The sequence below is a fragment of the Erythrobacter oryzae genome, assembly GCF_030271515.1.
Lineage (GTDB): Bacteria > Pseudomonadota > Alphaproteobacteria > Sphingomonadales > Sphingomonadaceae > Erythrobacter > Erythrobacter oryzae.
The window spans coordinates 547147-571571 of record NZ_JASCXI010000001.1; the positions used below are offsets into that span (position 1 = coordinate 547147).

Annotated in this window: 20 protein-coding genes and 1 tRNA gene; 10 read left to right on the forward strand and 11 right to left on the reverse strand. The window is 68.7% G+C overall.

The features are described from left to right. Nucleotides 1-58 precede the first annotated feature (58 nt). Both PFX90_RS02750 and PFX90_RS02755 read left to right on the forward strand, forming a co-directional pair. The gene (locus PFX90_RS02750; protein WP_285710292.1) at nt 59-1099 is read left to right on the forward strand and encodes an amidohydrolase family protein; all 1041 of its coding nucleotides are present in this window, start codon (nt 59-61) and stop codon (nt 1097-1099) included. 276 nt (nt 1100-1375) lie between these two features. Then, the gene (locus PFX90_RS02755) at nt 1376-2380 is read left to right on the forward strand and encodes an NAD(P)H-dependent flavin oxidoreductase (protein ID WP_285710294.1); all 1005 of its coding nucleotides are present in this window, start codon (nt 1376-1378) and stop codon (nt 2378-2380) included. 1 nt (nt 2381) lies between these two features. On the opposite strand, the gene PFX90_RS02760 is transcribed toward PFX90_RS02755, so the two are convergent. The 3 genes from PFX90_RS02760 to PFX90_RS02770 form a co-directional block, all read right to left on the reverse strand. Further along, complete coding sequence (locus PFX90_RS02760) at nt 2382-2900, reverse strand: AHH domain-containing protein (RefSeq protein WP_285710296.1); 519 nt, start codon at nt 2898-2900, stop codon at nt 2382-2384. Between the two features lie 2 nt (nt 2901-2902). Then, a complete protein-coding gene (locus PFX90_RS02765) occupies nt 2903-3583 on the reverse strand; it encodes a hypothetical protein (protein ID WP_285710298.1) in 681 nt (226 codons plus the stop codon). 233 nt (nt 3584-3816) lie between these two features. Next, entirely contained in the window at nt 3817-4305 is a 489-nt protein-coding gene (locus PFX90_RS02770) for a flavodoxin family protein (RefSeq protein ID WP_285710300.1), read from the reverse strand. Nucleotides 4306-4389: 84 nt separating this feature from the next. Here PFX90_RS02770 and recJ point away from each other — a divergent pair, with 84 nt between their 5' ends. From recJ to phoB, 8 genes are all read left to right on the forward strand, one after another. Further along, on the forward strand, nt 4390-6198 hold the full coding sequence (gene recJ, locus PFX90_RS02775; protein WP_285710302.1) for a single-stranded-DNA-specific exonuclease RecJ: 1809 nt from the start codon (nt 4390-4392) through the stop codon (nt 6196-6198). Between the two features lie 82 nt (nt 6199-6280). Then, nucleotides 6281-6355 (forward strand) — tRNA-Glu (locus PFX90_RS02780). 133 nt (nt 6356-6488) lie between these two features. Further along, a complete protein-coding gene (locus PFX90_RS02785; RefSeq protein WP_285710305.1) occupies nt 6489-7742 on the forward strand; it encodes a sensor histidine kinase in 1254 nt (417 codons plus the stop codon). A gap of 128 nt (nt 7743-7870) precedes the next feature. Beyond that, complete coding sequence (gene pstC, locus PFX90_RS02790; RefSeq protein ID WP_285710307.1) at nt 7871-9256, forward strand: phosphate ABC transporter permease subunit PstC; 1386 nt, start codon at nt 7871-7873, stop codon at nt 9254-9256. Continuing rightward, nucleotides 9253-10545, forward strand: a complete 1293-nt coding sequence (gene pstA, locus PFX90_RS02795; protein ID WP_285710310.1) for a phosphate ABC transporter permease PstA — start codon at nt 9253-9255, stop codon at nt 10543-10545. Before pstC ends, pstA begins: the two co-directional genes overlap by 4 nt. Before the next feature lie 17 nt (nt 10546-10562). Beyond that, nucleotides 10563-11330, forward strand: a complete 768-nt coding sequence (gene pstB / locus PFX90_RS02800) for a phosphate ABC transporter ATP-binding protein PstB (RefSeq protein WP_285710313.1) — start codon at nt 10563-10565, stop codon at nt 11328-11330. Beyond that, on the forward strand, nt 11330-11998 hold the full coding sequence (phoU, locus tag PFX90_RS02805; protein ID WP_196490006.1) for a phosphate signaling complex protein PhoU: 669 nt from the start codon (nt 11330-11332) through the stop codon (nt 11996-11998). The genes pstB and phoU overlap by 1 nt, the downstream gene beginning before the upstream one ends. A gap of 158 nt (nt 11999-12156) precedes the next feature. Continuing rightward, nucleotides 12157-12846, forward strand: a complete 690-nt coding sequence (phoB, locus tag PFX90_RS02810) for a phosphate regulon transcriptional regulator PhoB (RefSeq protein ID WP_285710319.1) — start codon at nt 12157-12159, stop codon at nt 12844-12846. Nucleotides 12847-12849: 3 nt separating this feature from the next. Here phoB and PFX90_RS02815 read toward each other — a convergent pair whose 3' ends face one another. The 8 genes from PFX90_RS02815 to PFX90_RS02850 all read right to left on the reverse strand — a co-directional run bounded on the left by PFX90_RS02815 (nt 12850) and on the right by PFX90_RS02850 (nt 24341). Beyond that, nucleotides 12850-13569: an extensin-like domain-containing protein gene (locus tag PFX90_RS02815; protein WP_285710322.1), complete on the reverse strand. Its 720-nt coding sequence runs from the start codon at nt 13567-13569 to the stop codon at nt 12850-12852. A 10-nt stretch (nt 13570-13579) separates the two neighbouring features. Next, a complete protein-coding gene (locus PFX90_RS02820) occupies nt 13580-17077 on the reverse strand; it encodes an error-prone DNA polymerase (RefSeq protein WP_285710326.1) in 3498 nt (1165 codons plus the stop codon). A 1-nt stretch (nt 17078) separates the two neighbouring features. Beyond that, entirely contained in the window at nt 17079-18527 is a 1449-nt protein-coding gene (locus tag PFX90_RS02825; RefSeq protein WP_285710329.1) for a UdgX family uracil-DNA binding protein, read from the reverse strand. A gap of 148 nt (nt 18528-18675) precedes the next feature. After that, nucleotides 18676-19914 (reverse strand): putative DNA modification/repair radical SAM protein, encoded by a 1239-nt coding sequence (locus tag PFX90_RS02830; protein WP_285710332.1) that lies wholly within the window; start codon nt 19912-19914, stop codon nt 18676-18678. Nucleotides 19915-20004: 90 nt separating this feature from the next. Next, nucleotides 20005-20334 (reverse strand): PilZ domain-containing protein, encoded by a 330-nt coding sequence (locus tag PFX90_RS02835; RefSeq protein ID WP_285710336.1) that lies wholly within the window; start codon nt 20332-20334, stop codon nt 20005-20007. A gap of 70 nt (nt 20335-20404) precedes the next feature. Then, nucleotides 20405-21967, reverse strand: a complete 1563-nt coding sequence (locus PFX90_RS02840) for a DUF6504 family protein (RefSeq protein ID WP_285711231.1) — start codon at nt 21965-21967, stop codon at nt 20405-20407. Continuing rightward, nucleotides 21909-22679, reverse strand: coding sequence for a recA-like protein (locus PFX90_RS02845; RefSeq protein ID WP_285710338.1), 771 nt, complete (start codon nt 22677-22679; stop codon nt 21909-21911). Before PFX90_RS02845 ends, PFX90_RS02840 begins: the two co-directional genes overlap by 59 nt. Nucleotides 22680-22781: 102 nt before the next feature. Further along, complete coding sequence (locus PFX90_RS02850) at nt 22782-24341, reverse strand: amino acid permease (RefSeq protein ID WP_285710342.1); 1560 nt, start codon at nt 24339-24341, stop codon at nt 22782-22784. Nucleotides 24342-24425 lie beyond the last annotated feature (84 nt).

Here is a 24425-nt window from a genome sequence, read left to right on the forward strand (position 1 = left end):
TCGACGCCGCGCATTTCCCGAGGCTGAACAACGGCCCGGCGGCGCAAGGGAGAGAGACATGACCGAAGAAATTCTGGAACCCGATCTGCCGATCATCGATCCCCACCACCACCTGTGGGACCTGCGCGCGCTGGTGGGGATGTTCCCCGAGCCGCATCACCCCTTCATCGCCGCCATCGCGCCGCACGCGCATTACACCTTCGACCAGCTCCACGCCCACATGACGAGCGGCCACAACATCGTCGCCACGGTCTTCATGGAGTGCGGCGCCTTCTACAACGCCGCCTATGGCGATGCGCTCAAGGTGGTCGGCGAGGTCGAATATGTGAACGGCGTCGCGGCGCAATCGGCGAGCGGGCTCTATGGCCCGGCGCGTTATTGCGCCGCAATCGTGGGCCACGCAGACCTGTCGCGCGGGGCCGCTGCGGGCGAGGTGCTCGATGCGCTGGCAGCCGCCTCGCCGCGCTTCCGGGGCATCCGCCACGCCGCCGCGTGGGACAAGGACGCGAGCGTGCTCGGCGCGCCGTTCCACCATCCTGAAGGCCTTTACCGCGACGCGACCTTCCGCGAGGGCTTTGCCGAGCTCGGCAAGCGCGGCCTCACCTTCGATGCCTGGCTGCTCGAGCCGCAGCTGCCCGACGTGATCGATCTCGCGCGCGCCTTTCCCGATCAGCCGATCTGCCTCGACCATGTCGGCACGCCCGTGGGGCTCGGCAGCTACAAGGGCACCTTGCACGAACGCTTCGACGAATGGCGCCGCAATATCCGCGAACTCGCCAAGTGCGAGAATGTCGTCGTCAAACTCGGCGGGCTCGCCATGGCCTTCTGCGCCCTGCCCGAGGACGGCCCTTGCGCCGGACACTCCTCCGAACACCTCGCCGCCCTGTGGCGCCCCTATATCGAGACCTGCATCGAGGCCTTCGGGCCCACCCGCGCGATGTTCGAGAGCAATTACCCGGTCGACTACTGGGGCGCGGACTATGCGGTGCTGTGGAACGCCTTCAAGCGCCTCGCCCGCAGCGCCAGCGCCGAGGAAAAGGCGGCGCTCTTCGCAGGCACGGCGGCGCGGTTCTACGAGATCGAGGACGTGCTGGCTTAGGGCACTTTCCTACAGCGCCCGACACGAGATATGAATGCGCTTGCACGCTTTCCGTGCCTGGTGGGCGGCGAGGAAAGAAAACGCCGCGCACAGTGTCAACTTCGATTTCCACTCACATCCATATGATTTTCATCGATAATTCCTGTAGGAATGCGAAGTTTACAGTGTCAACTTTGTAAACTTCGCCCCTCCCCCGGCCCGATAGAAAAGACACTTGGCACACCCGGAACCGCCGCTAGAGACGCGTGTTTGGACAAGAGTTTTAAGGAGAAACCGATGCCCCTTCCCGCCCCCTTCGATCGCCTGCGCCTGCCGCTGATCGGATCGCCGCTGTTCATCGTCTCGGGCCCCGAGCTGGTGATCGCGCAGTGCAAGGCGGGGATCATCGGCAGCTTTCCGGCGCTGAACGCGCGGCCGCAGTCGCAGCTCGACGAGTGGCTCCACCAGATCACCGAGGAGCTGGCCGCGCACAACCGCGCCAACCCCGATCGTCCCGCCGCACCCTTCGCGGTCAACCAGATCGTCCACAAGACCAACGACCGCGTCGATGCCGACATGGCCACTTGCGAGAAGTGGCAGGTGCCGATGATCATTACCTCGCTCGGCGCGCGCGAGGACATCTACACCGCCGTGCGCAACTGGGGCGGCGTGACGATGCACGACGTCATCAACAACCGCTTCGCCCACAAGGCGATCGAGAAGGGCGCGACGGGCCTCATCCCGGTGGCGGCGGGCGCTGGCGGGCACGCTGGCGCGCTCTCGCCCTTCGCCTTGATGCAGGAAATCCGCGAGTGGTTCGACGGGCTCGTGGCGCTCTCGGGCGCGGTCGGGCACGGGGCAACGATCCTGGCAGCTCAGGCCCTGCGCGCCGACTTCGCCTATGCCGGCAGCGCCTTCATCGCCACCAGGGAGGCGAATGCGACCGACGGCTACAAGAACGGCATCGTCGAGGGTTCGTCGGAAGGGATCGTCTACACCAACCTCTTCACCGGGGTGCACGGCAACTACCTGCGCTCCTCGATCGAGGCGGCGGGGATGGACCCCGACAACCTTCCCGAGAGCGATCCGAGCAAGATGAACTTCGGCAGCGGCGGCAACACCAAGGCCAAGGCGTGGAAGGACATCTGGGGCTCGGGCCAGGGGATCGGGACGATCAAGGAGGTCGGCACGGTCGAGGATCTCGTCGCCCGCTTCGAGCGCGAGTATCACGAAGCCAAGGCGCGGCTCGCGGGCAATTCGGGCTACACTTCTTGGGCGGCGATGGCCGAGGCGGCGGAGTAGCTTACTCGGCCGCCCACAGGGCCTCGGCCATGGCATCGAGCTCGGCGAAGTCGAAGCCGGTGCCGAGCGGGTCGTTGCGATTGAGCACCACGCGGCGCCGTTCGGCAAGAAGCTGGCGGCGCAGCGCGGACTGAAGCAGGTGGAGCCGCATCAGCGCCTCCATCAGCGCCGCCTCGTCGTCGTGAAGCCGGAGGTGGGCCCAGCGCGCCTCGATCCGGCCGACGCGGGCGATCACCACCTCGTTGTAGCGCGGGTGGGGCCCGCGGTGGAGCGGCATCCCGCTGCGGACCGAGGCAGCTTCGGTGGCGGGGAGCAGCAGCCCGTTGCGGCGGAAGTCGTCGAAGCCGACGTTGACGCGGCCCACCTCGGCGAACATCCGGCCGAAGCAGCGCTGCGAGAGAAGCTGGTGGGGGAGCAGGTGGTGGCGCTGGAGACCGGGGTTGTACTCCGGCGAGCCCCGCGCGTTGACCGAGCGGAAGGCGATGATGGTCAGGCTATGCGATTGACCCCAGTTCCCCATCCCTACTCACGCCACACGCTGATCAGGGCCCGGCTGCGTGAGGGGCGCAGCACTAGACGCGAACCGTCGGGGGCGATGATGCGGTCATCCTCGTTGAGCCCACCGGCGAGCACGAGGTGGTTGACGAGGCGGATGCCGAGCCGGGTGGCGGCCACGCGGTCGGCGCTGAGCGGGGGCTCGATCCGGAGCTCCTGCCCGATCCAGAAGGCGAGGCCCACGCTCTCGAGCGCGGCGTCGGCGGTGGCGGTGAAGGCGGTGAGGCCGAGCGCGGGGAACGGCCCGCCGTCGAGCCAGGCGCTGGTGACGGATTCGAAGTATCGCCGCCCGATCGCGGTCGCCGCGGGGCCCCAGGCCACCGCGAGCACGTCTTCGAACTGGCGCACGATGTCGCAGCCCAGCGCCAGCAGCTCGCGCATCAGCGGCAGGCTGGCGGCCCCCTCGGCGAGATGCGGGCCGGGGCGCAGCACCATCGCCTCGTATTCGCCGGGCGTGGGCAGCGCGGGCAGATCGAAGCGGTGCGCGAGGCCGGGAAAGGCGCTGGCGGGCCCGGGAGCAAGGCCGCTGAGATCGAAGGTCAGCCCCTCGCGCAGCAGCTCGATCCATGCAAGCTGCCCCGGCCAGACCGCTTCGTCACCGGCCGGCGGGGTCTCGGCGGCGTGGCCCGCGGCCGGATCATGGCTCACGCTGACCGCCGGCAGCCGGCCGGCAAGGGCCTTGACCGCGTGCCGGTCCGGCCGTTTGCCCTTGGCAAACAGCAGGTGCAGCTCGGCGTGATGAGCGCGCTGCGACTGTGAAATTGTCAGGCTCCCCTCACATGCGGCCCGGAAGATGCCATTACCCCTGCGATCCATTTGGCGCGTTTGCGGAAACTCGTCGAGTCCCCAAACGGCACACCCGTCCCGTTTTGGAGCAATCCCTAGAACAGTCCGAGCCGCAGCCCTTCCGCTAGAGCCGCGCCGGTTTCGCGCGCCTGAACGAGCGCGGCATGGGGCACGGTCTTGGGCGCGGCGATCGCCTCGGGGGTCTGCGCGGCAAGGTTGACGATGACGGGCGGCGCCACCCGCTTCAGCCGCCATCCGGTGGCAATCCGGTCGATCTGGCGCTGGGCCCCCTCCCCGTCCGATCCCGCCGCGATCAGCGTCGCATAGGCCCGCCCCTCGACCTGCCCGAGCAGCGGATAATAGGCGCGGTCGAAGGCCTCCTTCATCAGCCCGCTCATGCTGCCGAGGTTCTCGGGGCAGACGAAGATGTAGCCATCGGCGGCGAGCAGCATCGCGGGCTCGGCTTCCCCTGCGCCGACCAGCCATGCGGCCGGCCCCGCCCCCTCGGCCGCCGCGCGCGCCAGCGCCGCGCTCGCGCCGGTGCGGCTGTGCCACAGGATCATGAGGCGGGGTTCCGGGGCCATCGCCGCAAAGGCTTCCGCGCGCACCTGTCGATTGTCAACCGCGCCCACCTGTCGGTGGAGAAGCCTTTGCGCTATCGCCAGACCATGGCCACCCGCCCGCTCACCCCCCCTTCGTCCGGTCTCGGCGCCCCGGTGCTCGGCGTTGCCACCTCGCTTTCGGGCAAGGCGTGGCGCTGGCGCGGGGGGAACATGGAGCTAGGCGAGGATATCGGCGGCCTCGACCATTCGATCCTCGACCAGCTGCTGCTGACCCGCGGCGTCGCCGAGGACGACCTCGCCCGCCACGCCGCACCCACCTTGCGCGCATTCCTGCCCGACCCTTCCACCTTCCGCGACATGGACGCGGCCGCCGCGCGCCTTGCCGATGCGGTCACCGCGCAGGAGCGGGTGACGATCTACGGCGACTACGATGTCGACGGCGCGACCAGCGCCGCGCTGCTGGTCGAGCTGCTGCGGCAGTTGGGACTGGCGGCGGACTACTACATCCCCGACCGCCTGCTCGAAGGCTACGGCCCCTCGGGAGAGGCGCTGGTGAAACTTGCGACAAGCGGCTCGCAGCTGATCGTCACCGTCGATTGCGGCGCGATGGCGCACGAGGCGCTCGGCATGACGAGGGCTGCGGGCGTCGACGTGATCGTGGTCGACCACCACAAGTGCTCGCCCGAGCTCCCTCCTGCCCACGCGCTGGTCAACCCCAACCGCCTCGACGAGAGCGACCTTGGCGCGGCCCACGGCCATCTGGCAGCGGTGGGCGTCGCCTTCCTGCTCGGCGTCGCGCTGGTGCGCGAGCTGCGGGCGCGCGGGTGGTTTGCGGGCGGCCGCCGCGAGCCCGATCTGATGGGCCTGCTCGATCTCGTCGCGCTCGGCACGGTTGCCGATGTCGCCGCGCTCCACGGCCTCAACCGCGCCTTCGTGGCGCAGGGTTTGAAGGTGCTCGCCCGGCGCGAGCGGATCGGAATGGCGGCGCTGATGGACGCGAGCCGGCTTAATCGCGCGCCGCAATGCAGCGACCTCGGCTTCGCGCTCGGCCCGCGCATCAATGCCGGCGGGCGGATTGGCGAATCGACTTTGGGCGTGCGCCTGCTCACCACCACCGACCCCGAGGAAGCCCGCGCCATTGCCGCGCAGCTCTCGCAGCTGAACGAGGAGCGCCGCGCGATCGAGGCCATGGTGCAGGAGGCCGCCGAGGCGCAACTTGCGGGCCAGCACAACATGGCGGTGCAGGTGCTCAGCGGGCATGGTTGGCATCCCGGGGTGATCGGGATCGTCGCGGGGCGGATCAAGGAGAAGACCGGGAAGCCCGCTGTGGTGATCGCGCTCGACGAGGCGCAGGGCAAGGGCTCGGGCCGCTCGATCAGCGGGGTCGACCTCGGCGCCGCGATCATCGCCGCCCGCGAGGCCGGGCTGCTGGTGGCAGGCGGCGGGCACGCGATGGCGGCGGGGCTCACCATCGATCCCGCACGGCTGGCGGATTTCGCGGGCTTTCTCGACGAACGCCTCGCCCGCGATGTCGAGCGCGCGCGGGCCGGGGCGGCGATGCTGCTCGACCTCGCCCTCGCGCCGGGCGGGCTGGTCCCCGAGCTGGTCGAGACGCTCGAGGCCGGCGGCCCCTACGGCGTCGGCTGGCCCGCGCCGCGCATCGCCGTGGGGCCGGTGCGGATCGTCAAGGCGGATATCGTCGGCAAGGATCACGTCCGCCTGATCGCGGCGGGCAATGACGGCCGGAGCTTCAAGGCGATCGCCTTCCGCGCGGCGGAAAGCGAGATGGGCCAGACCCTCCTCCACCGCCATCAGGGCCGCCGCTTCCACCTCGCCGGACGCGCGAAGATCGACGACTGGGGCAACCGCCCTGCGGCCGAATTGCAGCTGGAAGACGCCGCCTTCGCCGATTGAGAGGCGCAAGCGATTTTTTCTCGCAAACGAGGCTTGACCGTCCCGAAACACCCCCCTAAAGGCGCGCTCTCGCAATCGCGACGGCCCCTTCGTCTAGCGGTTAGGACGCGGCCCTTTCACGGCTGAAACACGGGTTCGATTCCCGTAGGGGTCACCATCTCTCTCCCGAGAGAATGGCAGACGGGGCGGCAGGCTTCAGGCCTTGCCGCCCTTTCCATTTGCACGCGCCGCGCTCAGCCCCGCTCCGCGCACCCTTCCCTCGCCCGCCGCCAGCCTGTAAGGCGGCCCGCATGGGCAGCAGCCAGAACATTCCCGTCGCCGGTATCCTGCTTGCGGCGGTGACCTTCGTGGCGCTGCTGATGCTGGGCACCGATCTCGTCATCGCCGCCGCGGTGCTGACGGTGTGGGTGGGATCGCTGCTTGTCGCCGCCGGCCGTCCGCCCGAGCCGGCCAAGCCCAAGACCCGGCCCCGCCTCACGCTCGAATCGATCAGCGATCTGGTCGAGCATTCCTCGATTCCCCTCCTCATCACCGATCGCAACACCATCGCGCTCGCCAACCGTGCGGCGCGAAAGATGCTCGGGCCGCATGTCGTCGGCCAGGACGCCCGCGTCGCGCTGCGCCAGCCCGAGGCGATCAGCCTGCTGGGCGAGAGCCATCAGGGCGAGGCGATCGTGCGCGGCCTCGTGCGGCGCGGGGACATCTGGCAGATCAGCCGCCAGACGATCGACGAGCGCCTCGCGATGCTCGAATTCATCAACCAGACCGCCGAGGCCGACATTAGCCGCGCGCACACCGATTTCGTCGCCAATGCCAGCCACGAATTGCGCACCCCGCTCGCCGCGATCCTCGGCTATGTCGAGACCTTGCAGGAAGACGACGGGTCGATCGACACGCCGGTCGCCAAGAAGTTCCTCGGCATCATCGAGCGCGAGGCCAAGCGGATGCAGGCGCTGGTGAGCGACCTCATGAGCCTCAGCCGGGTCGAGGCCGAAAAGCACGACCTGCCCACGACGCGCATCGATCTCGCCTCGCTGGTCGAGCGCGCGGCGCGCGATGCGGCCGGGCCCCAGCGCGGCGACCGACTCGCGATCGCTCTCGATGCCGAACCGGTGGTGCTCGGCGATCTCCAGCAGCTCGAGCAGGTGGTGCGCAACCTCGTCGACAATGCGCTCAAATACGGCGCGGCCGAGGGGACGGTGCAGGTGATGCTCGATCTGGCGCAGGGCGATCTGGCGCGGATCGCGGTGACCGACGAGGGCGAAGGCATCGCGCCCGAGCAGATCCCGCATCTCACCCGCCGCTTCTACCGCACCGATCCGGGCCGCAGCCGCGCCTCGGGGGGAACGGGGCTCGGCCTTGCGATCGTGAAGCACATTGTGGAACGCCACCGCGGGCGGCTCGACATCACCAGCGAACTGGGCAAGGGCACCCGCGTGGTGGTGCGTCTGCCCCTTGCCGAAGCCGATCCGCCCGAACCTGCACCCCTGCCCGAAGGCGAAGCCGAGGGCCCCGTCGCCGAGCAAACCGAACAGTTGTCATAAACCTGTCTTATTTTTTCAACATGGCGCGGCCATGGCGTTGGGGCCGGTTGGCGCGGAGGGGACCGCGCCTCCCATTTCTCGGCCCGATCGACCAACGCGCGCTCCCAGAGGGATAACAAAGGCTGTTCATGTCGCCGATCACGCTGATCCTGATTGCTTTGGGCCTGGGCCTCGTCGGCTGGCTGGCGGGCCGTGCCAAGGCGTGGGGCTTCCAGTCGAGTGACGCGGCAGAGCGCCCCGCATCGCGTCCGATCTATCACGCCTGGTATGTCGCTCTGTGGGTGGTGCTGCCGGTGCTCGCCTTCGTGGCCGCCTGGTCGGTGATCGCGCCGAATCTGGTGATGCAGACCGTGCTCGCCTCGCCCGAGGCGCAGAACCTCTCCGGTTTCGGCTTCGAGCGTGACGCCTTCCTCGGCGAGGCCCGCGCAGTGGCGCTGGGGCAGGCGCCCGGCGTCTTCAACAACGAGGCCGAGCCGCTGATCGCGCCGTTCCGCGAGGCCTTTGCCCGTTACAACACCATCGGCATCATCGTCACCGTGCTGATCGCCCTTGTCGGCGGCGCCTTCGCCTTCCTGCGGCTCGCCCCGCAATTCGGCGCGCGCACCCGGGTCGAGCGGACGGTGCTGACGATCCTGCTGCTCGCCTCGCTGGTCGCGATCCTGACCACGCTCGGCATCTTTGCCAGCCTCGTGTTCGAGACCGTGCGCTTCTTCGGCATGGTCTCGCCGATCGATTTCCTGTTCGGCACCATGTGGGGGCCCGACACGATGGGCTCGCCCGATGCGGTCGATCCCTCGCGGTATGGCGCCGTGCCGCTGTTCTGGGGGACGATCTTCATCGGCGCGATCATCGCGATGGTGGTGGCGATCCCGCTCGGGCTGATGAGCGCGATCTACCTCACCCAATATGCCGATCCGCGGGTGCGCGCGTGGATCAAGCCGCTGCTCGAGCTGCTCGCGGGCGTCCCCACCGTGGTCTACGGCTATTTCGCCGCGCTCACCCTCGCCCCGATGATCCGCAACGCCGCCGTGGCGCTGGGCGCAACCAACGCCTCGACCGAGAGCGCGCTGGCGGCCGGGATCGTGATGGGGGTGATGATCATCCCCTTCGTCTCCTCGATGGCCGACGATTCGATGGCCGCGGTTCCCGGCGCGATGCGTGACGGCAGCCTCGCGATGGGGGCGACCAAGTCCGAGACGATCCGCCGTGTGCTGTTCCCCGCCGCCCTGCCGGGCATTGTCGCGGGCATCATGCTCGCGGTCAGCCGCGCAATCGGCGAAACGATGATCGTCGTCATGGCCGCCTCGCAGGCCGCCAATCTCACCGCCAACCCGCTGGAGCCGATCTCGACCGTGACGGTCCAGATCGTCAACCTCCTGACCGGCGAGCAGAGCACCGACCACCCCGCGACCCTCAGCGCCTATGCGCTGGGCTTCGTGCTGTTCATGGTGACGCTCGGGCTCAACTTCATCGCCCTGCGCGTCGTCAAGCGCTTCCGGGAGGCCTACGAATGAGCAGCATCCCCATGGACAGCATCGCAGCCTCAGCGCCCGAGGCGCAGCCCCTCGGCCCGACCCGCACCCCGGCCTTCGAGGCACGTCTTGCCAAGCGCTACCGCGCCGAGCGCAACTTCCGCCTGCTCGGCCTTGGCGCGGTCGCCTTCTCGGTCGCAGTGCTGGTGTTCCTGCTCGGCAACATGCTGCTGAACGGCATCGCCGGCTTCCAGCGTCCCGAGCTCGCGGTGACGATCAACTTCCCCGACAGCGGCATCACCGGTGACGCCACCTCGCTGACCGCGCCGACCGCCGGGCAGACGCTCGAGATGCAGGGGCTGCCGAAGATCGTGACGAGCTTCGCCGAAGCGCAGCTCGGTGCCGAGGCCGCGCAGGCCATCGCCCCGGATGCCTGGCGCGACGTTGCCGCGGCGCTGGCCGAGGACCCGTCGCTGATCACCCGCAGCGAGACCTTCAATCTGCCGACCAACTCCGCGCTGGGCAGCGCCTTGCAGGGCGAAGGCACGCCCGAGATGCAGGCGCTCGCCAAGAAGCTTTCCGCCGAGGGCAAGCTGGCGCGCAACTGGGACTGGGGCTTCCTCGCCCGCTCCGATGCCACCACGCCGCAATCGGTCGGCATCTGGGGCGCGCTCAAGGGCTCGATGCTGACCATGCTGGTGACGCTGGTGCTGGCCTTCCCGATCGGGGTGCTCTCGGCGCTCTACCTCGAGGAATATGCGCCGCGCGGCCGCTGGACCGACATCATCGAGGTCTCGATCAGCAACCTTGCCGCGGTGCCCTCGATCATCTTCGGCCTGCTCGGCCTGTCGCTGTTCCTCACTGCCTTCCCGAGCCTGCGTTCGGCCCCGATCATCGGCGGCATGACCCTCGCGCTGATGACCATGCCCGTGATCGTCATCTCGGGGCGCAACGCGATCAAGGCCGTACCGCCCTCGATCCGTGACGGCGCGCTGGCGATCGGCGCCTCGCCGGTGCAAGTGGTGTTCCACCACGTGCTGCCGCTGGCCCTGCCCGGGATGCTCACCGGCACGATCATCGGCATGGCCCGCGCTCTGGGCGAGACCGCGCCGCTGCTGCTCATCGGGATGCGCATCTTCGTTGCCACCCCGCCCGAAAGCTTCACCTCGCCCGCCACGGTCCTGCCGATGCAGATCTTCCTGTGGTCGGACGAGATCGATCGCGGCTTTGTCGAGCGCACCAGCGCGGCTATCATCGTGCTGCTGGTGTTCCTGCTCGCCATGAACGGCCTTGCAATCTACCTCCGCAACAAGTTCGAGAAACGCTGGTGACTGTAATCCATCCCAACATGGCCGACGAAAGCGCGAAGATCCGCGCGCGGGACGTCTGCGTCTACTACGGCGAGAAGAAGGCGATCGACGAGGTGTCGATCGACATCTCGCCGAACTACGTCACCGCCTTCATCGGCCCTTCGGGCTGCGGCAAGTCGACCTTCCTGCGGTGCTTCAACCGCATGAACGACACGATCAGCGCAGCCAAGGTAACGGGCCTGATCGAGCTCGACGGTGAGGACATCCACGGCAGCCGCATGGACGTCGTCCAGCTGCGCGCGCGGGTGGGCATGGTGTTCCAGAAGCCCAACCCCTTCCCCAAGTCGATCTACGAGAACATCGCCTACGGCCCCAGGATCCACGGCCTCGCTGAAAAGAAGGCCGATCTCGATGTGATCGTCGAACGCTCGCTGACCCGCGCGGGGCTGTGGGACGAGGTCAAGGACCGGCTCGACGATTCGGGCACCGCGCTTTCGGGCGGCCAGCAGCAGCGCCTGTGCATCGCGCGCGCGATTGCCGTGGACCCCGAAGTTATCCTTATGGACGAACCGGCCTCGGCGCTCGATCCTATCGCCACCGCCAAGATCGAGGAGCTGATCGACGAGCTTTCGGGCCGCTACGCGATCGTCATCGTCACCCACTCGATGCAGCAGGCCGCACGCGTCAGCCAGCGCACCGCATTCTTCCACCTCGGCAAGATGGTCGAGTATGGTCCCACCTCCGAAATCTTCACCAATCCCATCGAGGAGCGGACGAAGGATTATATTACAGGACGTTACGGCTGATGGCTGAACATACCGTCAAGGCATTCGACGAAGACATCACCCGCCTGCGCGGTCTGATCGCGGAGATGGGGGGCCTCGCCGAGGTCGCCATTGCGGAGAGCCTTGATGCGCTGGTGCGCGGTGACGAGGTGCTGGCGGAGCAGGTGGTGGCGCGCGACAAGCGCATAGACGCGCTCGAGACCGAGGTCGACAAGCTCGCGGTCCGCATCATCGCCCTGCGCGCGCCGATGGCGGACGACCTGCGCGAAGTGATCGCCGCGCTGAAGATCGGCGGGGTGCTCGAACGCATCGGCGACTATTCCAAGGGCATCGCCAAGCGGGTCGGCATGATCGAGGGCCGCGCCCGGTTCGAGCCGCTCACCCTGCTGCCCACCATGGGCGAACTCGCGGGCGAGATGGTGCACGACGTGCTCACCGCCTATGCCGCGCGCGATCCCGACCTCGCCCGCGAAGTGATCGCCACCGACGCCAAGGTCGACGGCTTCTACAATTCGATCTTCCGCAATCTCGTCAGCTACATGGTCGAGAATCCTTCGACCATTTCGAGCGCGGCGCAACTGCTGTTCGTCGCCCGCAATATCGAACGGATCGGCGACCATGCGACCAACGTCGCCGAGATGGTCCACTTCGCCGCGACCGGCGTCTACCCGCCCGAAGGCGACCGCTGACCGGCAATAACGCTCCGTTTGTTCCCGAAATGTTTCACGTGGAACATTGCTAGGGCCGCAACGACGATTGCAATCGCTCCGCGTTTCATCAAACTGTCGCGCAAGTGACACATAGGCCGGTGAACGCCTGCACCCGCGGGCTTTGGGAGACATGGGGCATGTCCGCTGCCAAACTTCTGCTGGTCGAAGACGATCCGGCGCTGTCCGAACTGCTCGAATACCGTTTCCAGAACGAGGGCTATGCCGTGCGCTGCACCGGCGATGGTGACGAAGCCCTTGTTTTGGCTGCAGAAGAGACCCCCGATCTGATCATTCTCGACTGGATGATCGAGGGCACCAGCGGGATCGAGGTGTGCCGCCGCCTGCGCCGCGACAAGGAGACGGCGCACGTCCCCATCATCATGCTCACCGCCCGCGAGGCCGAGGACGACCGCGTACGGGGCCTCGAAACCGGTGCGGACGACTACCTGACGAAACCCTTCTCCCCCCGCGAGCTGCTCGCCCGGGTTGCGGCGGTGATGCGCCGCATCCGCCCCGCGCTAGCCGGTGAGACGATCGAGGTCGGCGATCTCAAGCTCGACCCCGTCGCCCACAAGGTCCAGCGCCGCGGCCGCGCGCTGCAGCTGGGGCCGACCGAATATCGCCTGCTCAAGTTCTTCATGGAGAGCCCCGGCCGGGTGTTCAGCCGCGGCCAGCTGCTCGACGGCGTGTGGGGCACGGGCTCCGACATCGAGCTGCGCACGGTCGACGTCCACATCCGCCGACTGAGGAAGGCGATCACCGTCGACGGCGCCAAGGACCCGATCCGCACCGTCCGCTCGGCCGGTTACGCGCTCGAAGCCGTCTAGTCCCTAGCGGCACACCCCCGCCCAGCGGTCGTCCTGATCGAGGTGGAAGTGGTCCGCGTGGGCCGCGTTGTAATCGGGCGAGAGCACGGTGGCGAAGCTCCCGCAGGCGCCTTCGCGCACCGCGCGCAGGAAGCGCGCCTTCGGGCCATCGCCCTTCCAGTCCTTGAGCACGCTGATCCGCGTGCCGTCTTCGAGCACGAAGCCCGCGATGTCGATCGCGTTGGCGGTGGCGTGCTCGCTCCACGGGCCTTCGCTGTCGCCGTACATCCGGCGGCAGGAATAAGCGCCAAGGTGCTCCATTCGCTGGATTTCGCTCCCCATGATTTGGCGCGCCGCCGGAGCGACGCTGTCGCGGCGCCAGATTTCCAGCGCGGCGGCGACGGGGCAGGTGACGGGCGGCGTGTCGGGGGCGAGCGGGTAGTCGCCGAGCCGCGTGCGGTCGGTCCGCGCGCAGGGGGCCTCGCCGGTCGGCTGCAGCGTGGTGAAGGCGATGTCGCTGCGCTCGAGCACCGCGCGGCATTCGCTCACATCGCCCTTGAGCCGGGCGAGCTTGGCACGCGTCGCCCAGCCCGGCGGGTCGCTCAGGTTCAGCGGCGCCCAGGGGTTGTGCTCGGGATGATCCTGAAGCCACTGCCACCCGGCGATACCCAGCGCGAGCGGTACCAGCGCGGCGAGTGCCAGGCGCGCGGCGCGGTAGTGGCGGTTGGGCTTCTTGCGGGGCATTGCGGCGATCCTAGTGGAAATCCCGCGACTTGGGCAGGATTCTATGGTCGCGCGGGTGCCCGGTCACATTCGGGAGCGGCGCCAGCTCGTCGATCATGTCGCGCGGGCGCGGTCCGCGCTCGGGCATCGGCTTGTTGACCTCGTCCGCACGGGCGAGCGGAGCGTCGAGCAGGTCGTCGGACAGGGCATGGAGCCGCACAGTCGCATCAGTCATGTGCGCGGCAATCACATGGATCACCTCGTCATCATACTCCACCCGCCCGCGCACCTCCATCAGCCGCGCGCCCATCACCACCTTGCGCTGCTTCTCCTTCAAATCGGGCCAGACGACGAGATTGATCACCCCCGTCTCGTCCTCGAGCGTGATGAAGGTCACCCCCTTGGCGCTGCCGGGCCGCTGGCGGATCAGCACCACGCCGGCGACCTGCACCATCGAGCGGAATTTGCGCGAGCGCAGATCGGCCGCGCGCACAAAGCCCCGCGCGGCGAGATCGGCGCGCAGGAAGGCCATGGGGTGCGCCTTGAGGCTGAGGCGGGTGGTCTGGTAATCGGCGACCACCTCCTCGGACAGCGGCATGGCGGGCAGACGGATCGCGGCGCGCTCGCCCCCCTCCTCGCGCACCCCGGCAGCGCGGAACAGCGGGAGATCGGGCGCGGGGATGAGGCTGCGGGCGTCCCACAGCGCTTGCCTGCGGGTAAGGCCCAATGAGGTGAAGGCATCCGCGCTGGCGAGCCGCTCGATATGGGCAGGCGACAACCCACCGCGCGCGCGCACATCGGCAATGTCGCGGAAAGCCCCCCCCGCCTCGCGCGCCGAGACGAGCGCGGCGGCGACGTGTTCGAGCAGGCCGTCGATCTGGCGCAGGCCGAGGCGCAGGGCGAAGGGCTCGCCCTCCCCCTCCAGCGTGCAATCCCACGCGGAGTGATTCACATCCACCGGCAGCACCGCCACCCCGTGCTCGCGCGCATCGCGCACGATCTGGGCGGGCGCATAGAAACCCATCGGCTGCGAATTGAGCAGCGCCGCGGCGAAGGCGGCGGGGTAGTGGCACTTGAGCCAGCTCGAGACATAGACCAGCTGCGCGAAACTCGCCGCGTGGCTTTCGGGGAAGCCATATTCGCCGAAGCCCCTGATCTGGTTGAAGCAGCGCTGCGCAAAGTCGCGGTCATAGCCGCGCGCGACCATGCGTTCGACCATCATGTCCTGCAGCTCGTCCACCATCCCGCGGCTGCGGAAGGTCGCCATCGCCTTCCTGAGCCGGTTGGCCTCGAGGCTGTTGAACTTCGCCGCGTCGAGCGCGATCTTCATCGCCTGTTCCTGAAAGATCGGCACGCCCAATGTGCGCCCGAGGATGCTGGTGAGCTCGTCGGGGGGCCCGTGTTCGGGCGCGGGGGCAGGAATGCGGACCGGCTCCGCCCCGCGGCGGCGCTTGAGGTAGGGGTGCACCATGTCGCCCTGGATCGGCCCGGGGCGGACGATCGCGACCTGGATGACGAGATCGTAGAACTCGCGCGGGCGCAGGCGCGGCAGCATGTTCATCTGCGCCCGGCTTTCGACCTGAAACACGCCGAGCGAGTCGCCCCGGCGCAGCATGGCGTAGGTCTCGGGGTCCTCGCGCGGGACCGTGGCGAGCGTGAGCGGGCGGTCATGATGTGCCCCGAGCAGATCGAGGCATTTGCGGATGCAGGTCAGCATCCCCAGCGCGAGCACGTCGACCTTGAGGATGCCCAATGCGTCGATGTCGTCCTTGTCCCACTCGATGAAGGAGCGTTCCGGCATGGCGCCGTTGCCGATCGGCACGGTCTCGGTCAGCGCGCCTTCGGTGAGGATGAAGCCGCCGACATGCTGGCCGAGATGGCGCGGCATGCCGATCATCTGCTCGGTGAGTTTCAGCACGCGCCGCAAGTGCGGGTCGGTCACGTCGAGCCCGGTTTCGGCCGCGTGTTTTTCGGAGATCTCGCGCCCCCACCCGCCCCATACGGTGCGCGCCAAGGCGCTGGTGACGTCCTCCGAGAGGCCCATCGCCTTGCCCACCTCGCGGATCGCCATGCGCGGGCGGTAGTGGATCACCGTCGCGCACAGCCCCGCGCGGTGGCGGCCATATTTGCGGTAGATATACTGGATCACCTCCTCGCGCCGCTCGTGCTCGAAATCGACGTCGATATCGGGCGGCTCCTTGCGCTCCTCGGAGATGAAGCGGTCGAAGAGGAGCTGGTGCTTGGCGGGGTCGACCGAGGTGATGCCGAGGACGTAGCACACCGCCGAATTGGCCGCGCTCCCCCGCCCCTGACACAATATCGGCGGATCGCACCCCCGCGCGAAATCGACGATGTCCTTGATGGTGAGGAAGTAGCACGCGAGATCGAGCTTGGCGATGAGGGCAAGCTCGCGTTCGAGCGTCTGGCGCACGCTATCGGGCACGCCCGAGGGGTAGCGCCGCCCTGCCCCTGCCCAGACCTCGCTTTCCAGAAAGGACTGCGGGGTCTGGCCGTCGGGGTAGATTTCCTCGGGGTATTCGTAGCGCAGTTCGTCCAAGCTGAACCGGCAGCGGTCCGCCACCTCGCGCGCGGCGGCAATCGCGTGGGGCCAGCGGGCGAAGAGGCGCTGCATCTGTGCGGGGCTCTTGAGGTGCCGCTCGGCGTTGGGGTGGAGCAGGTGCCCGGCCTTCGCCACGGTGGTCTTGTGGCGGATCGCGGTCATCACGTCCTGCAACGCGCGGCGCTCGGGGGCGTGGTAGTGGACGTCATTGGTCGCCAGCAGGCCGAGGCCATTCGCGCGGGCGAGGCTGTCCAATCGCTCGATCCGGGCAATGTCGTCGCCGCGGTAGAGGTAGCTCGCGACGAGGTGCCTGAGGGTGGGGAGCTGGCGGACGAGGTGGGGGAGGAGGTCGGGGAATGGGGAGGTGAAGTCCATAGGGCCGAAACGGGTGGGCCCGTCACCAAGCTCGCTACGCTCGCTCCCACCCCTAACCCCTCCCGCAAGCGGGAGGGGAATCACATTGCTCGGCACCGCGATGGTGAGTTCGGCCTCCAGATCATCCGGCGGCAACAGGATTAGCTGCACGCCTTCCGAATGGGCGGCGAGCAGCGCGAGGTCGATCTCGCACACGCCCTTGTCCTGCCACTCCCCGGCGAGCGTCTGCATCCGTCCGGCGCTGATCAACCGGCACAAGCGGCCATAGGCAGCGCGGTCCTCGGGGTAGGCGAGGAAGGCGAGGCCCTCGACCGTCTCGATCCGGCAGCCGATCACGGGCCTGAGTTTCAGCGTCTTGGCCTCGGTGTGGATGCGCACCACGCCCGCCATCGAATTGACGTCGGCGATCCCGAGCGCGTCGTAGCCCAGCGCGTGCGCGGCGAGCACCAGATCGACCGCATCGGACGCCCCGCGCAGGAAGCTGAAGCAGCTCGCCAGCCCCAGCTCGACGAAGTCCGCGCGCGGCGGGGCCGCGATGCCCTCGGGATCGAGCTGAAGCGTGCGTTTGTCGGGGGTGAGCGGGCCCTCGGGCATGTCAGCCCGCCATTTCGCCGAGCCGCTCACGCAAGCGCGCCAGATCGGCCGCGAACAGCGCCGCCTGTTCGTCGCGCGCGGGCCCGTCGAGGCGCAGCAGGTAGGAGGGGTGGACCGTCACCCACAGCTCCGCCCCGTCATCGAGCCGGATCGCCCGCCCCCGCTCGCGGGTGACGCTGACCGTCTTGCCGAGCAACCCGCGCGCCGCGCTCGCCCCCAGCGCCAGCACGAGGCGAGGCTGGACGATGGCGCGCTCCGCCTCGAGCCACCAGCGGCAGGTGTCGATCTCCTTCGCGCCCGGCGACTGGTGGAGGCGGTGCTTGCCCTTCCACGCGAACTTGAAGTGCTTGACCGCGTTGGTGACATAGGCGCCCGCGCGGTCGATCCCGGCGGCTTGCAGATGCTCGTCCAGCAATTGCCCGGCGGGGCCGACGAAGGGCCGTCCGGCGAGGTCCTCCTGATCGCCGGGCTGTTCGCCGACGATCATCAGTGGGGCTTGCGGCGGCCCCTCCCCCGCCACGGCGCGGGTGCCGCAGTCGGCAATCGGGCAATCGCGGCAAGCCGCCGCCCCTTGCGCAACCTCGGCGAGGCTGACGGGCCGCGCCCGTTCCGCCCGTGCGCCCGCTGTCACCATCGCCGCCTCGCGCGCCTGAGCCCCGGCGATCAGCTGCGGGATCAGCTCGGCTTCGGGCAGGTTCTTCCAGTATTTCTTGGGCATCTCCGAGAGCATCGCCCCCACCTTCAGCCGCGCGGGGTTGAAGATCGAGGCATAGTAGGAGCGCCACAGCGCCTCGACCGGATCGCCCTGCGGCGCATCCTCGCGGCGCGCGGGCGGGCCTTCGCGCATGGTTTCGCCATCCCAGTGGATGCTCCCGCGCGGGGTAAGGATCGACCAGCGCATGTTGGCGAAGCGGCGCATGAAGAAGGCCGCTTCGGCGCGCACGATGTGGTGATCGGGTTCGAACCAGGCGACGAAATGCGGGGTGCCGTCCTCCTCTTCCACCTCGCGGAAACGGACGAAGGCGTGCATCTTGTGGGCATCGCGCTGCACCGACTTGGCGAGTTCCTCAAGGCGGCGCACCTCGGGATCGGCCTTGTCCTCCATCAGACGCGGATTGCTCTGGAGCCGCCAGAGCAGGCGGTAGAGCAGCCCGAAACGCGCCGGATCGGAGTGCAGCGCGGCGCTGCGGGCGATGGTGATGAAGCGCTGGCTGGCGCGCACGGCACGCGGATCGGCGGGTAGCGGGGGTAGGCGCTTCTCGCCGCGCGCAGGGCCTTCGCTGGCGAACAGGTCGCCCGTGCCGCCCGGCTCGATCCACGAGACGCGGTCGGGCGGCACATCACACTGCACCAACCCCCGCGCCCGCTCGCGCCAGAAGGCGAAATTGTCGGGCGCGGGCAGGTGGATGGCGTAGTGCGCGCCGAGGCTGACGTGCTGCATCGCTGTCATTTTGCTCCCCTCCCGTTCACGGGAGGGATTGGGGGTGGGTGCGCGAAGCGCTGGGCCGGAAGGCCCACCCCGCTGCGACTAGCGAGCAAGCTCGCAAGTCTCGCTGCCCCTCCCGCGAGCGGGAGGGGAGATGAGAGCGCCCGCACCATCAGAACAGCTCCAGCTGCTCGGACTTGCGCACCAGCAGCCCCCTCAGATCGGCACGATCCGTGAGGAAAGTCGGCCGCCAGTCCACCGTGCAGATGAAGGGCCGCACCTTGGCCACCGAAGCCGTGAGCCGCGCGACATCCTCCAATCGCAGCGTCCGGTGCCGCCGCACGGTGAGGATGCGCGCGACCGCCTTGGTGCCCAGCCCCGGCACCCGCAGCAGCAGCTCCCTGGGCGCGCGGTTGACGTCGACCGGGAAGCTCTCGCGGAACTTCAGCGCCCAGGCCAGCTTGGGGTCGATATCGAGCGGCAGATTGCCATCCGCCTCGGCCGCGTCCGCCACCTCCTGCGGGGCAAAGCCGTAGAAGCGCATCAGCCAGTCGGACTGGTAGAGCCGGTGTTCGCGCAGCAAGGGCGGGCGCTTCAGCGGCAACACGGCAGAGGCATCGGGGATTGGCGAGAAGGCGCTGTAATAGACGCGCCGCAGCCCGAAGGTGCCATAAAGCCGGCTCGCCTTGCCGATGATCGCCGCGTCATTGGCCCCGTCCGCGCCGACGATCATCTGGGTCGACTGGCCTGCGGGCGCAAAGCGGGGGGCGTGGCGGAAGCGCTTGCGCTCGTCCTTGGCCTCGATGATGCGCGCCTTGGTGCGGCCCATCGCGCCCTCGATCTGGCCCGCATTCTTGTCGGGGGCAAGGCGGGTGAGGCCGGCGGTGGTCGGCAGCTCGACATTGATCGAGACCCGGTCGGCATAGAGGCCCGCGGCGTGGATGATCTCGGCATCGGCCTCGGGGATGGTCTTGAGGTGGATATAGCCGCGAAAATCGTGCTCCTCGCGCAATATCCGCGCGACCTCGACCAGCTGCTCCATCGTGTGGTTGGCGCTCTTCACGATCCCCGAGGACAGGAACAGCCCCTCGATATAGTTGCGGCGGTAGAAGTTGAGCGTGAGGTCGACCACCTCCTGCGGGGTGAAGCGTGCGCGCGGGGTGTTCGCGCTCTTGCGGTTGATGCAGTAGTGGCAATCGAAGATGCAGTGATTGGTCAGCAGGATCTTGAGCAGCGAGATGCAGCGCCCGTCAGGCGCATAGGCGTGGCAGATGCCCATCCCCTCGGTCGAGCCCACGCCTTTCCCGCCGAGCGAATTCTTCTTCGCCGTGCCGGAGGACGCGCAGGAGGCATCATATTTCGCCGCATCGGCGAGGATTTCGAGACGTTGGCGTAGGGATTGCTGGGCCATGGGAACGCGGGAACACCTTTCGTGTGTTCCTTATATGTTCCTATGGCGCGCCTGCCAAATGCAAAGCTTGCAAGCGGTCGCTGCCTGCGATCAGTAGATGCGGCGCAATTGCGGCCCGCCGCGCAGGGCGCCGCCTTCGCACAGGAAGTCGATCACCGCGGGATGCATCGCACCCTCGAAGGCGACCCCGGCCATTCCCCCTTCGACCCAGGCGACGACCCCGAGCGGCGCGTTGATGCCGTTGACCTTCATGGTCACCCGATCGCCCACCTCGGCAAAGCCGGGTTTCGCGCGGATCTTGCACCCGCCTTCGGACAGATCGACAAGGTCGACAAACACCACCCGCGAGCGCACACGGCTTTTCACCGTGAGGCTCATCGGCTTGCGCTCGGAAGAACGAGGGATCGAATCAAGGCTCATGCGAGCATAGTCGCACAAGGCGGTAAAGGAATGCTAAGCGGGCCGGTAAATCGGAATTAACGTCTCTGGCTCAGGCACATAGGCCTTGCAGGAACCACTCGGGCACGCCCCCGCGCCCGTCGCCCGCCAGCCCTGCGCGGTAGATCCAGTAGCGCCGCCCGGCCTCGTCCTCGATCCGGTAATAGTCGCGCAGCCGCGCGGTCGAGCGCTCGCGCCACCATTCGGGTGCGATCCGCTCGGGGCCCTGCGCGCGCGCCACCTCGCGCACCTCGCCGCGCCAGCGGAAACGCTGGGGCACGCCATCGGGCGCGGCATGGAGCACCGCGATCGGCTCCGGGCGGTCGAGCAGCTTCAAGGGGCGGCTGTGGAAGGCGAGCGGGTGCTGGCTGGGGGGAACGGGCGCGAGCGGCGGCTGCCAGCTCTGCGCGCGTTCGGGGATGTGGCTGGCGCGCGCGACCGGGCGGGTGACGGCGCGGGGCCCGAGCCGCACGCTCAGCCGGTCGATGCAGGCGGCAAGCGAGGTGCCGTGGTCCTCGGCCGCCGCATCGAGATCGGCCTGGGCAAGGGCGAGCGGCTCGCTCCAGCTGGCGCGCAGCTGCACCATCTCGATCCCGAACCCGGCATCGACATCGTCGAGCCGCGCGGCGAACAGCCGGGTGATGTGGCCGGCCTCGCGGGTCGCGGCGGCGAGTTCGATGCGGCGCTGGAGCACCTCGCCATCGACCCGCCACAGCGCCAGTTCGAGCCGCCGCGCGCCCTCCCCCCGCGCCTCGAGCGCGCGGACCATTTCGGCGGCGAGATCGGCGAGCACGGTGTCGAGCGGGGTGCGGTGGCGTATCGGCTCCATCAAGCGGCGCTGGACCAGCGGCATGGGGCGGGCGATGACCGGCAGCAGCGGCTCGGGCACCTTGCCGAGCAGCTGGTCGAGGCGCAGCAGCGGATTGGCGGCGGGCGAATGGCGGTTGCGGAAGCGGCGGCGCAGCGCATCGCGCGCGGCGGCCTCGCGCGCGAGGTCCTCCTCCCCCGCCCCGCTCACCCCGGCCAGCTCGCCGAGGCGCTTGATCCCGAGGCGGCGCAGCGCGGTGAGCACGTCGTCGTCGAGCCGCAGCGCCGCGACGGGGACGTCAGCGAGCAGGCGCAGTAGGTCGTCCCCGGACGCGAGGATCGCTCCAGGGCGGGCGTAATGCGCCAGCGCCCAGGCCGCGCCGGCCGTGGGCGCGAGCGCGGCGCGTGCCGTCAGCCCGCGCGCGGCGAAGGCGGCGGCGACGTCCTTCAGCAGCCGCTCCTCGCCCCCGAAGAGATGCGCGGCGCCTGTGACGTCGACCAGCAGACCATCGGGCGGGTCGAGCGCGCTCCACGGCCCCCAGCGCTGCGCCCACAGGGCGAGTTTTTCCAACTCCGCGAGATCGCCCGCCGGATCGCCGGGGACCGCGACGAGATCGGGGCACAGCGCACGCGCGTCGGCGAGCAGCATTCCTGCGCGCGCGCCTGCCGCGAGCCCGGCGTCGTTGGCGGCGGTGATGCGCGGCCCGTGCGCGGTTTCGAGGATCAGCGCGGTGGGGGCGCTATCGGCTTCAGGCGTGGATGCGCGCCGCCAGCGATCGACCGACAGTCGGGCGAGCCAGATGGACAGGATCCGGCGCGGCAAGCGTGTCGAGGTCGGGCTCGCGGGCGAGGCGCAGGGTTCCGGCGTCATCGCTGAGGCTCCATTGGCCGGGCGCGTGGGTGCGCGCGCGGAACAGTTCTGCCTGCCAGGTGGCAGGACCGGGCGCGGCCGCGTCCCAGCGAGCGGGCGCGGACGGGGCGGCGCGCGCCTGCCAGCGCATCCGCGCCGAGGACAGGTCGGGTGCGGCGTCGAGGCGCACCAGCCACAGCCGCACGCCATGCTTCTCGGCGGTAAGGCTCAACCGGCGCGAGGCGGTGAAGGACAGCGCCTTGGGGTTCCCCGCGATCTCCCCGATCACGCAGGCAAGGTCGCGGCACTTCAAGCCCTCCTCTAGCGCGAAGAGCGCATCCTCGGGCGTGGCGGCGGCGACGTGGATCAGGCGGTGCCGCAAGTCCTGCGGGAGCCCCGCAAGGCACGGCCGCCCGCCCTTCCTGATCGCCGCGCGGTCCTGCACCCACAGGACCTGGCGCGTGTCCTCGCCCTCCCCCGCAGCAAGTGACGTCATGGCGTCCCGCGCCAGGGCGAGCGCCAGCCCCGCCCCGCTCGCCTCACCCGCAGGGGCGAAGATTTCCGAGTGGAACGGCTGCACGGGCGAACCCGGCCGCCAGCGCGGATCGGGCGCGGTGCGGGGCAGGACGCGGGCGGGCGAAGGCTTGGAGGACATGCTGGAACGACTCATATGTTCGCATTATGTTCCAACATTGACCCGCTGGCAAATGCAAAGGGCGCGGGAAGCGACATGCTCCCCGCGCCCCTCGAAGCGCATCCGCAAGGCGGAGGGTCAGTCGACCACCGGCCCCGGGAACTCGCCCATGTCCGGCCCCTCATCCATGTCCTTGCCCGTCTGGAGGTTCGAGAAATGGATGCCGTAGAGGAAGTAGATCACCAGCCCCACCGCCAGATAGCCGAGGAACAGCAGCAGCACGTTGCCCGGCACGGTGGTGATGAGGTAGCCGCAGGACGCGATGCCGAGCAGCGGCAGCACCGGGTAGAACGGCACCTTGAACCCGCGCGGCAGCTCCGGCGCGGCGCGGCGCAGGTAGATCACCGAGAGGCAGACGATGGCAAAGGCCGCCAGCGTGCCGACCGAGGTCGCATCGCCCAGGGTGTTGATGTCGATGAACCCGGCCGCGCAGGCCGTGATCAGACCCACCAGCAGCGTGTTGATCCACGGCGTCTGGTACTTGGGGTGCACCTTCGCAAAGACGTGCGGCAGCAGGCCGTCGCGCGCCATGGTGTAGAAGATGCGGGTCTGGCCGTACATCAGCACCAGCACCACCGAGGTGAGGCCGATGATCGCGCCGACCTTGATGGTCTTGGCGAGCCAGCCCCACTGGGGCCCGAAGGCGTCGACAACCACCGCCACCGGATCGGGGACGTTGAGGGTGTTGTAGGGCACCAGCAGCGTCATGATCGCGGCGACCAGCATGTAGATCACGGTGCAGACAACGAGGCTGCCGATGATCCCGAAGGGCATGTCCTTGGCCGGATCCTTGGCTTCCTGCCCGGCGGTCGAGACTGCCTCGAAGCCGATATAGGCGAAGAACACGATCGAGGCCGCACGCATGATCCCGTCGACCCCGAACTTGCCGTCACCCTCGTTCTCGGGGATGAAAGGGGTCCAGTTGGTCGCGACCAGATCGGGCAGGTTCGACAGCACGATCAGCCCGCCGACCACGATGAAGGCGGTCAGAACGCTCACCTTGATCGCGACGATGATGTTGTTGACCTTGGCCGATTCCGACACGCCCAGCACCAGCAGCAGCGAGAGCGCGATGCAGATGAGGAAGGCGGGGAGGTTGAAGATCGTCACCACCTGCTGGCCATCGACCAGCACCGGCACCCCGTCGCGCACCAGCAGATGCCCGGTCGGGCCGGTCAGCGCTGGCGGTATGGTGATCCCGAAGTCGGCGAGCAGGCTGACGACATAGCCCGCCCAGCCCACCGCGACCACCGCCGCGGCGATCCCGTATTCGAGAAGCAGCAGCACGCCCATCGTCCAGGCGACGAACTCGCCCAATGTGGTGTAGCCATAGGTGTAGGCCGAGCCCGAGACCGGCAGGGTCGAGGACAATTCGGCATAGCACAGGCCTGCAAAGGCGCAGACGATACCCGCGACGACGAAGCTCAGCAGCACCGCCGGCCCCGCGTGCAGCGCCGCGGCGCTGCCGGTGCGCACAAAGATGCCCGCCCCGATGATACAGCCCACGCCCAGCAGCAGCAGGTTCCACTTGCCGAGCGAGCGCTTGAGCTCGCTCGCCGCGGTTTCGCGCTGGACCTGGGCGATCGATTTTCTTGCGAACATCCGCTCGATAAAGGAGCGGTTGGGTTTGGTGGCCATTAGCAGTTCCCCCTGCACGCCAGCGCGGCGCGCGGCTCTACCGGATCAAGACACATCAGGATTAGGTCTCCCACTGATCGCGAG

Coding starts and splice junctions, on each gene's coding strand:
- pstA (WP_285710310.1), top strand. CDS start 9,253: ATGAGCAGCATCCCCATGGACAGCATCGCAGCCTCAGCGCCCGAGGCG.
- PFX90_RS02760 (WP_285710296.1), bottom strand. CDS start 2,900: ATGGGGAACTGGGGTCAATCGCATAGCCTGACCATCATCGCCTTCCGC.
- PFX90_RS02770 (WP_285710300.1), bottom strand. CDS start 4,305: ATGGCCCCGGAACCCCGCCTCATGATCCTGTGGCACAGCCGCACCGGC.
- pstB (WP_285710313.1), top strand. CDS start 10,563: ATGGCCGACGAAAGCGCGAAGATCCGCGCGCGGGACGTCTGCGTCTAC.
- PFX90_RS02825 (WP_285710329.1), bottom strand. CDS start 18,527: ATGACAGCGATGCAGCACGTCAGCCTCGGCGCGCACTACGCCATCCAC.
- PFX90_RS02835 (WP_285710336.1), bottom strand. CDS start 20,334: ATGAGCCTTGATTCGATCCCTCGTTCTTCCGAGCGCAAGCCGATGAGC.
- phoU (WP_196490006.1), top strand. CDS start 11,330: ATGGCTGAACATACCGTCAAGGCATTCGACGAAGACATCACCCGCCTG.
- PFX90_RS02850 (WP_285710342.1), bottom strand. CDS start 24,341: ATGGCCACCAAACCCAACCGCTCCTTTATCGAGCGGATGTTCGCAAGA.
- recJ (WP_285710302.1), top strand. CDS start 4,390: ATGGCCACCCGCCCGCTCACCCCCCCTTCGTCCGGTCTCGGCGCCCCG.
- PFX90_RS02755 (WP_285710294.1), top strand. CDS start 1,376: ATGCCCCTTCCCGCCCCCTTCGATCGCCTGCGCCTGCCGCTGATCGGA.
- PFX90_RS02785 (WP_285710305.1), top strand. CDS start 6,489: ATGGGCAGCAGCCAGAACATTCCCGTCGCCGGTATCCTGCTTGCGGCG.
- PFX90_RS02820 (WP_285710326.1), bottom strand. CDS start 17,077: ATGCCCGAGGGCCCGCTCACCCCCGACAAACGCACGCTTCAGCTCGAT.
- pstC (WP_285710307.1), top strand. CDS start 7,871: ATGTCGCCGATCACGCTGATCCTGATTGCTTTGGGCCTGGGCCTCGTC.
- PFX90_RS02830 (WP_285710332.1), bottom strand. CDS start 19,914: ATGGCCCAGCAATCCCTACGCCAACGTCTCGAAATCCTCGCCGATGCG.
- phoB (WP_285710319.1), top strand. CDS start 12,157: ATGTCCGCTGCCAAACTTCTGCTGGTCGAAGACGATCCGGCGCTGTCC.
- PFX90_RS02750 (WP_285710292.1), top strand. CDS start 59: ATGACCGAAGAAATTCTGGAACCCGATCTGCCGATCATCGATCCCCAC.
- PFX90_RS02845 (WP_285710338.1), bottom strand. CDS start 22,679: ATGAGTCGTTCCAGCATGTCCTCCAAGCCTTCGCCCGCCCGCGTCCTG.
- PFX90_RS02815 (WP_285710322.1), bottom strand. CDS start 13,569: ATGCCCCGCAAGAAGCCCAACCGCCACTACCGCGCCGCGCGCCTGGCA.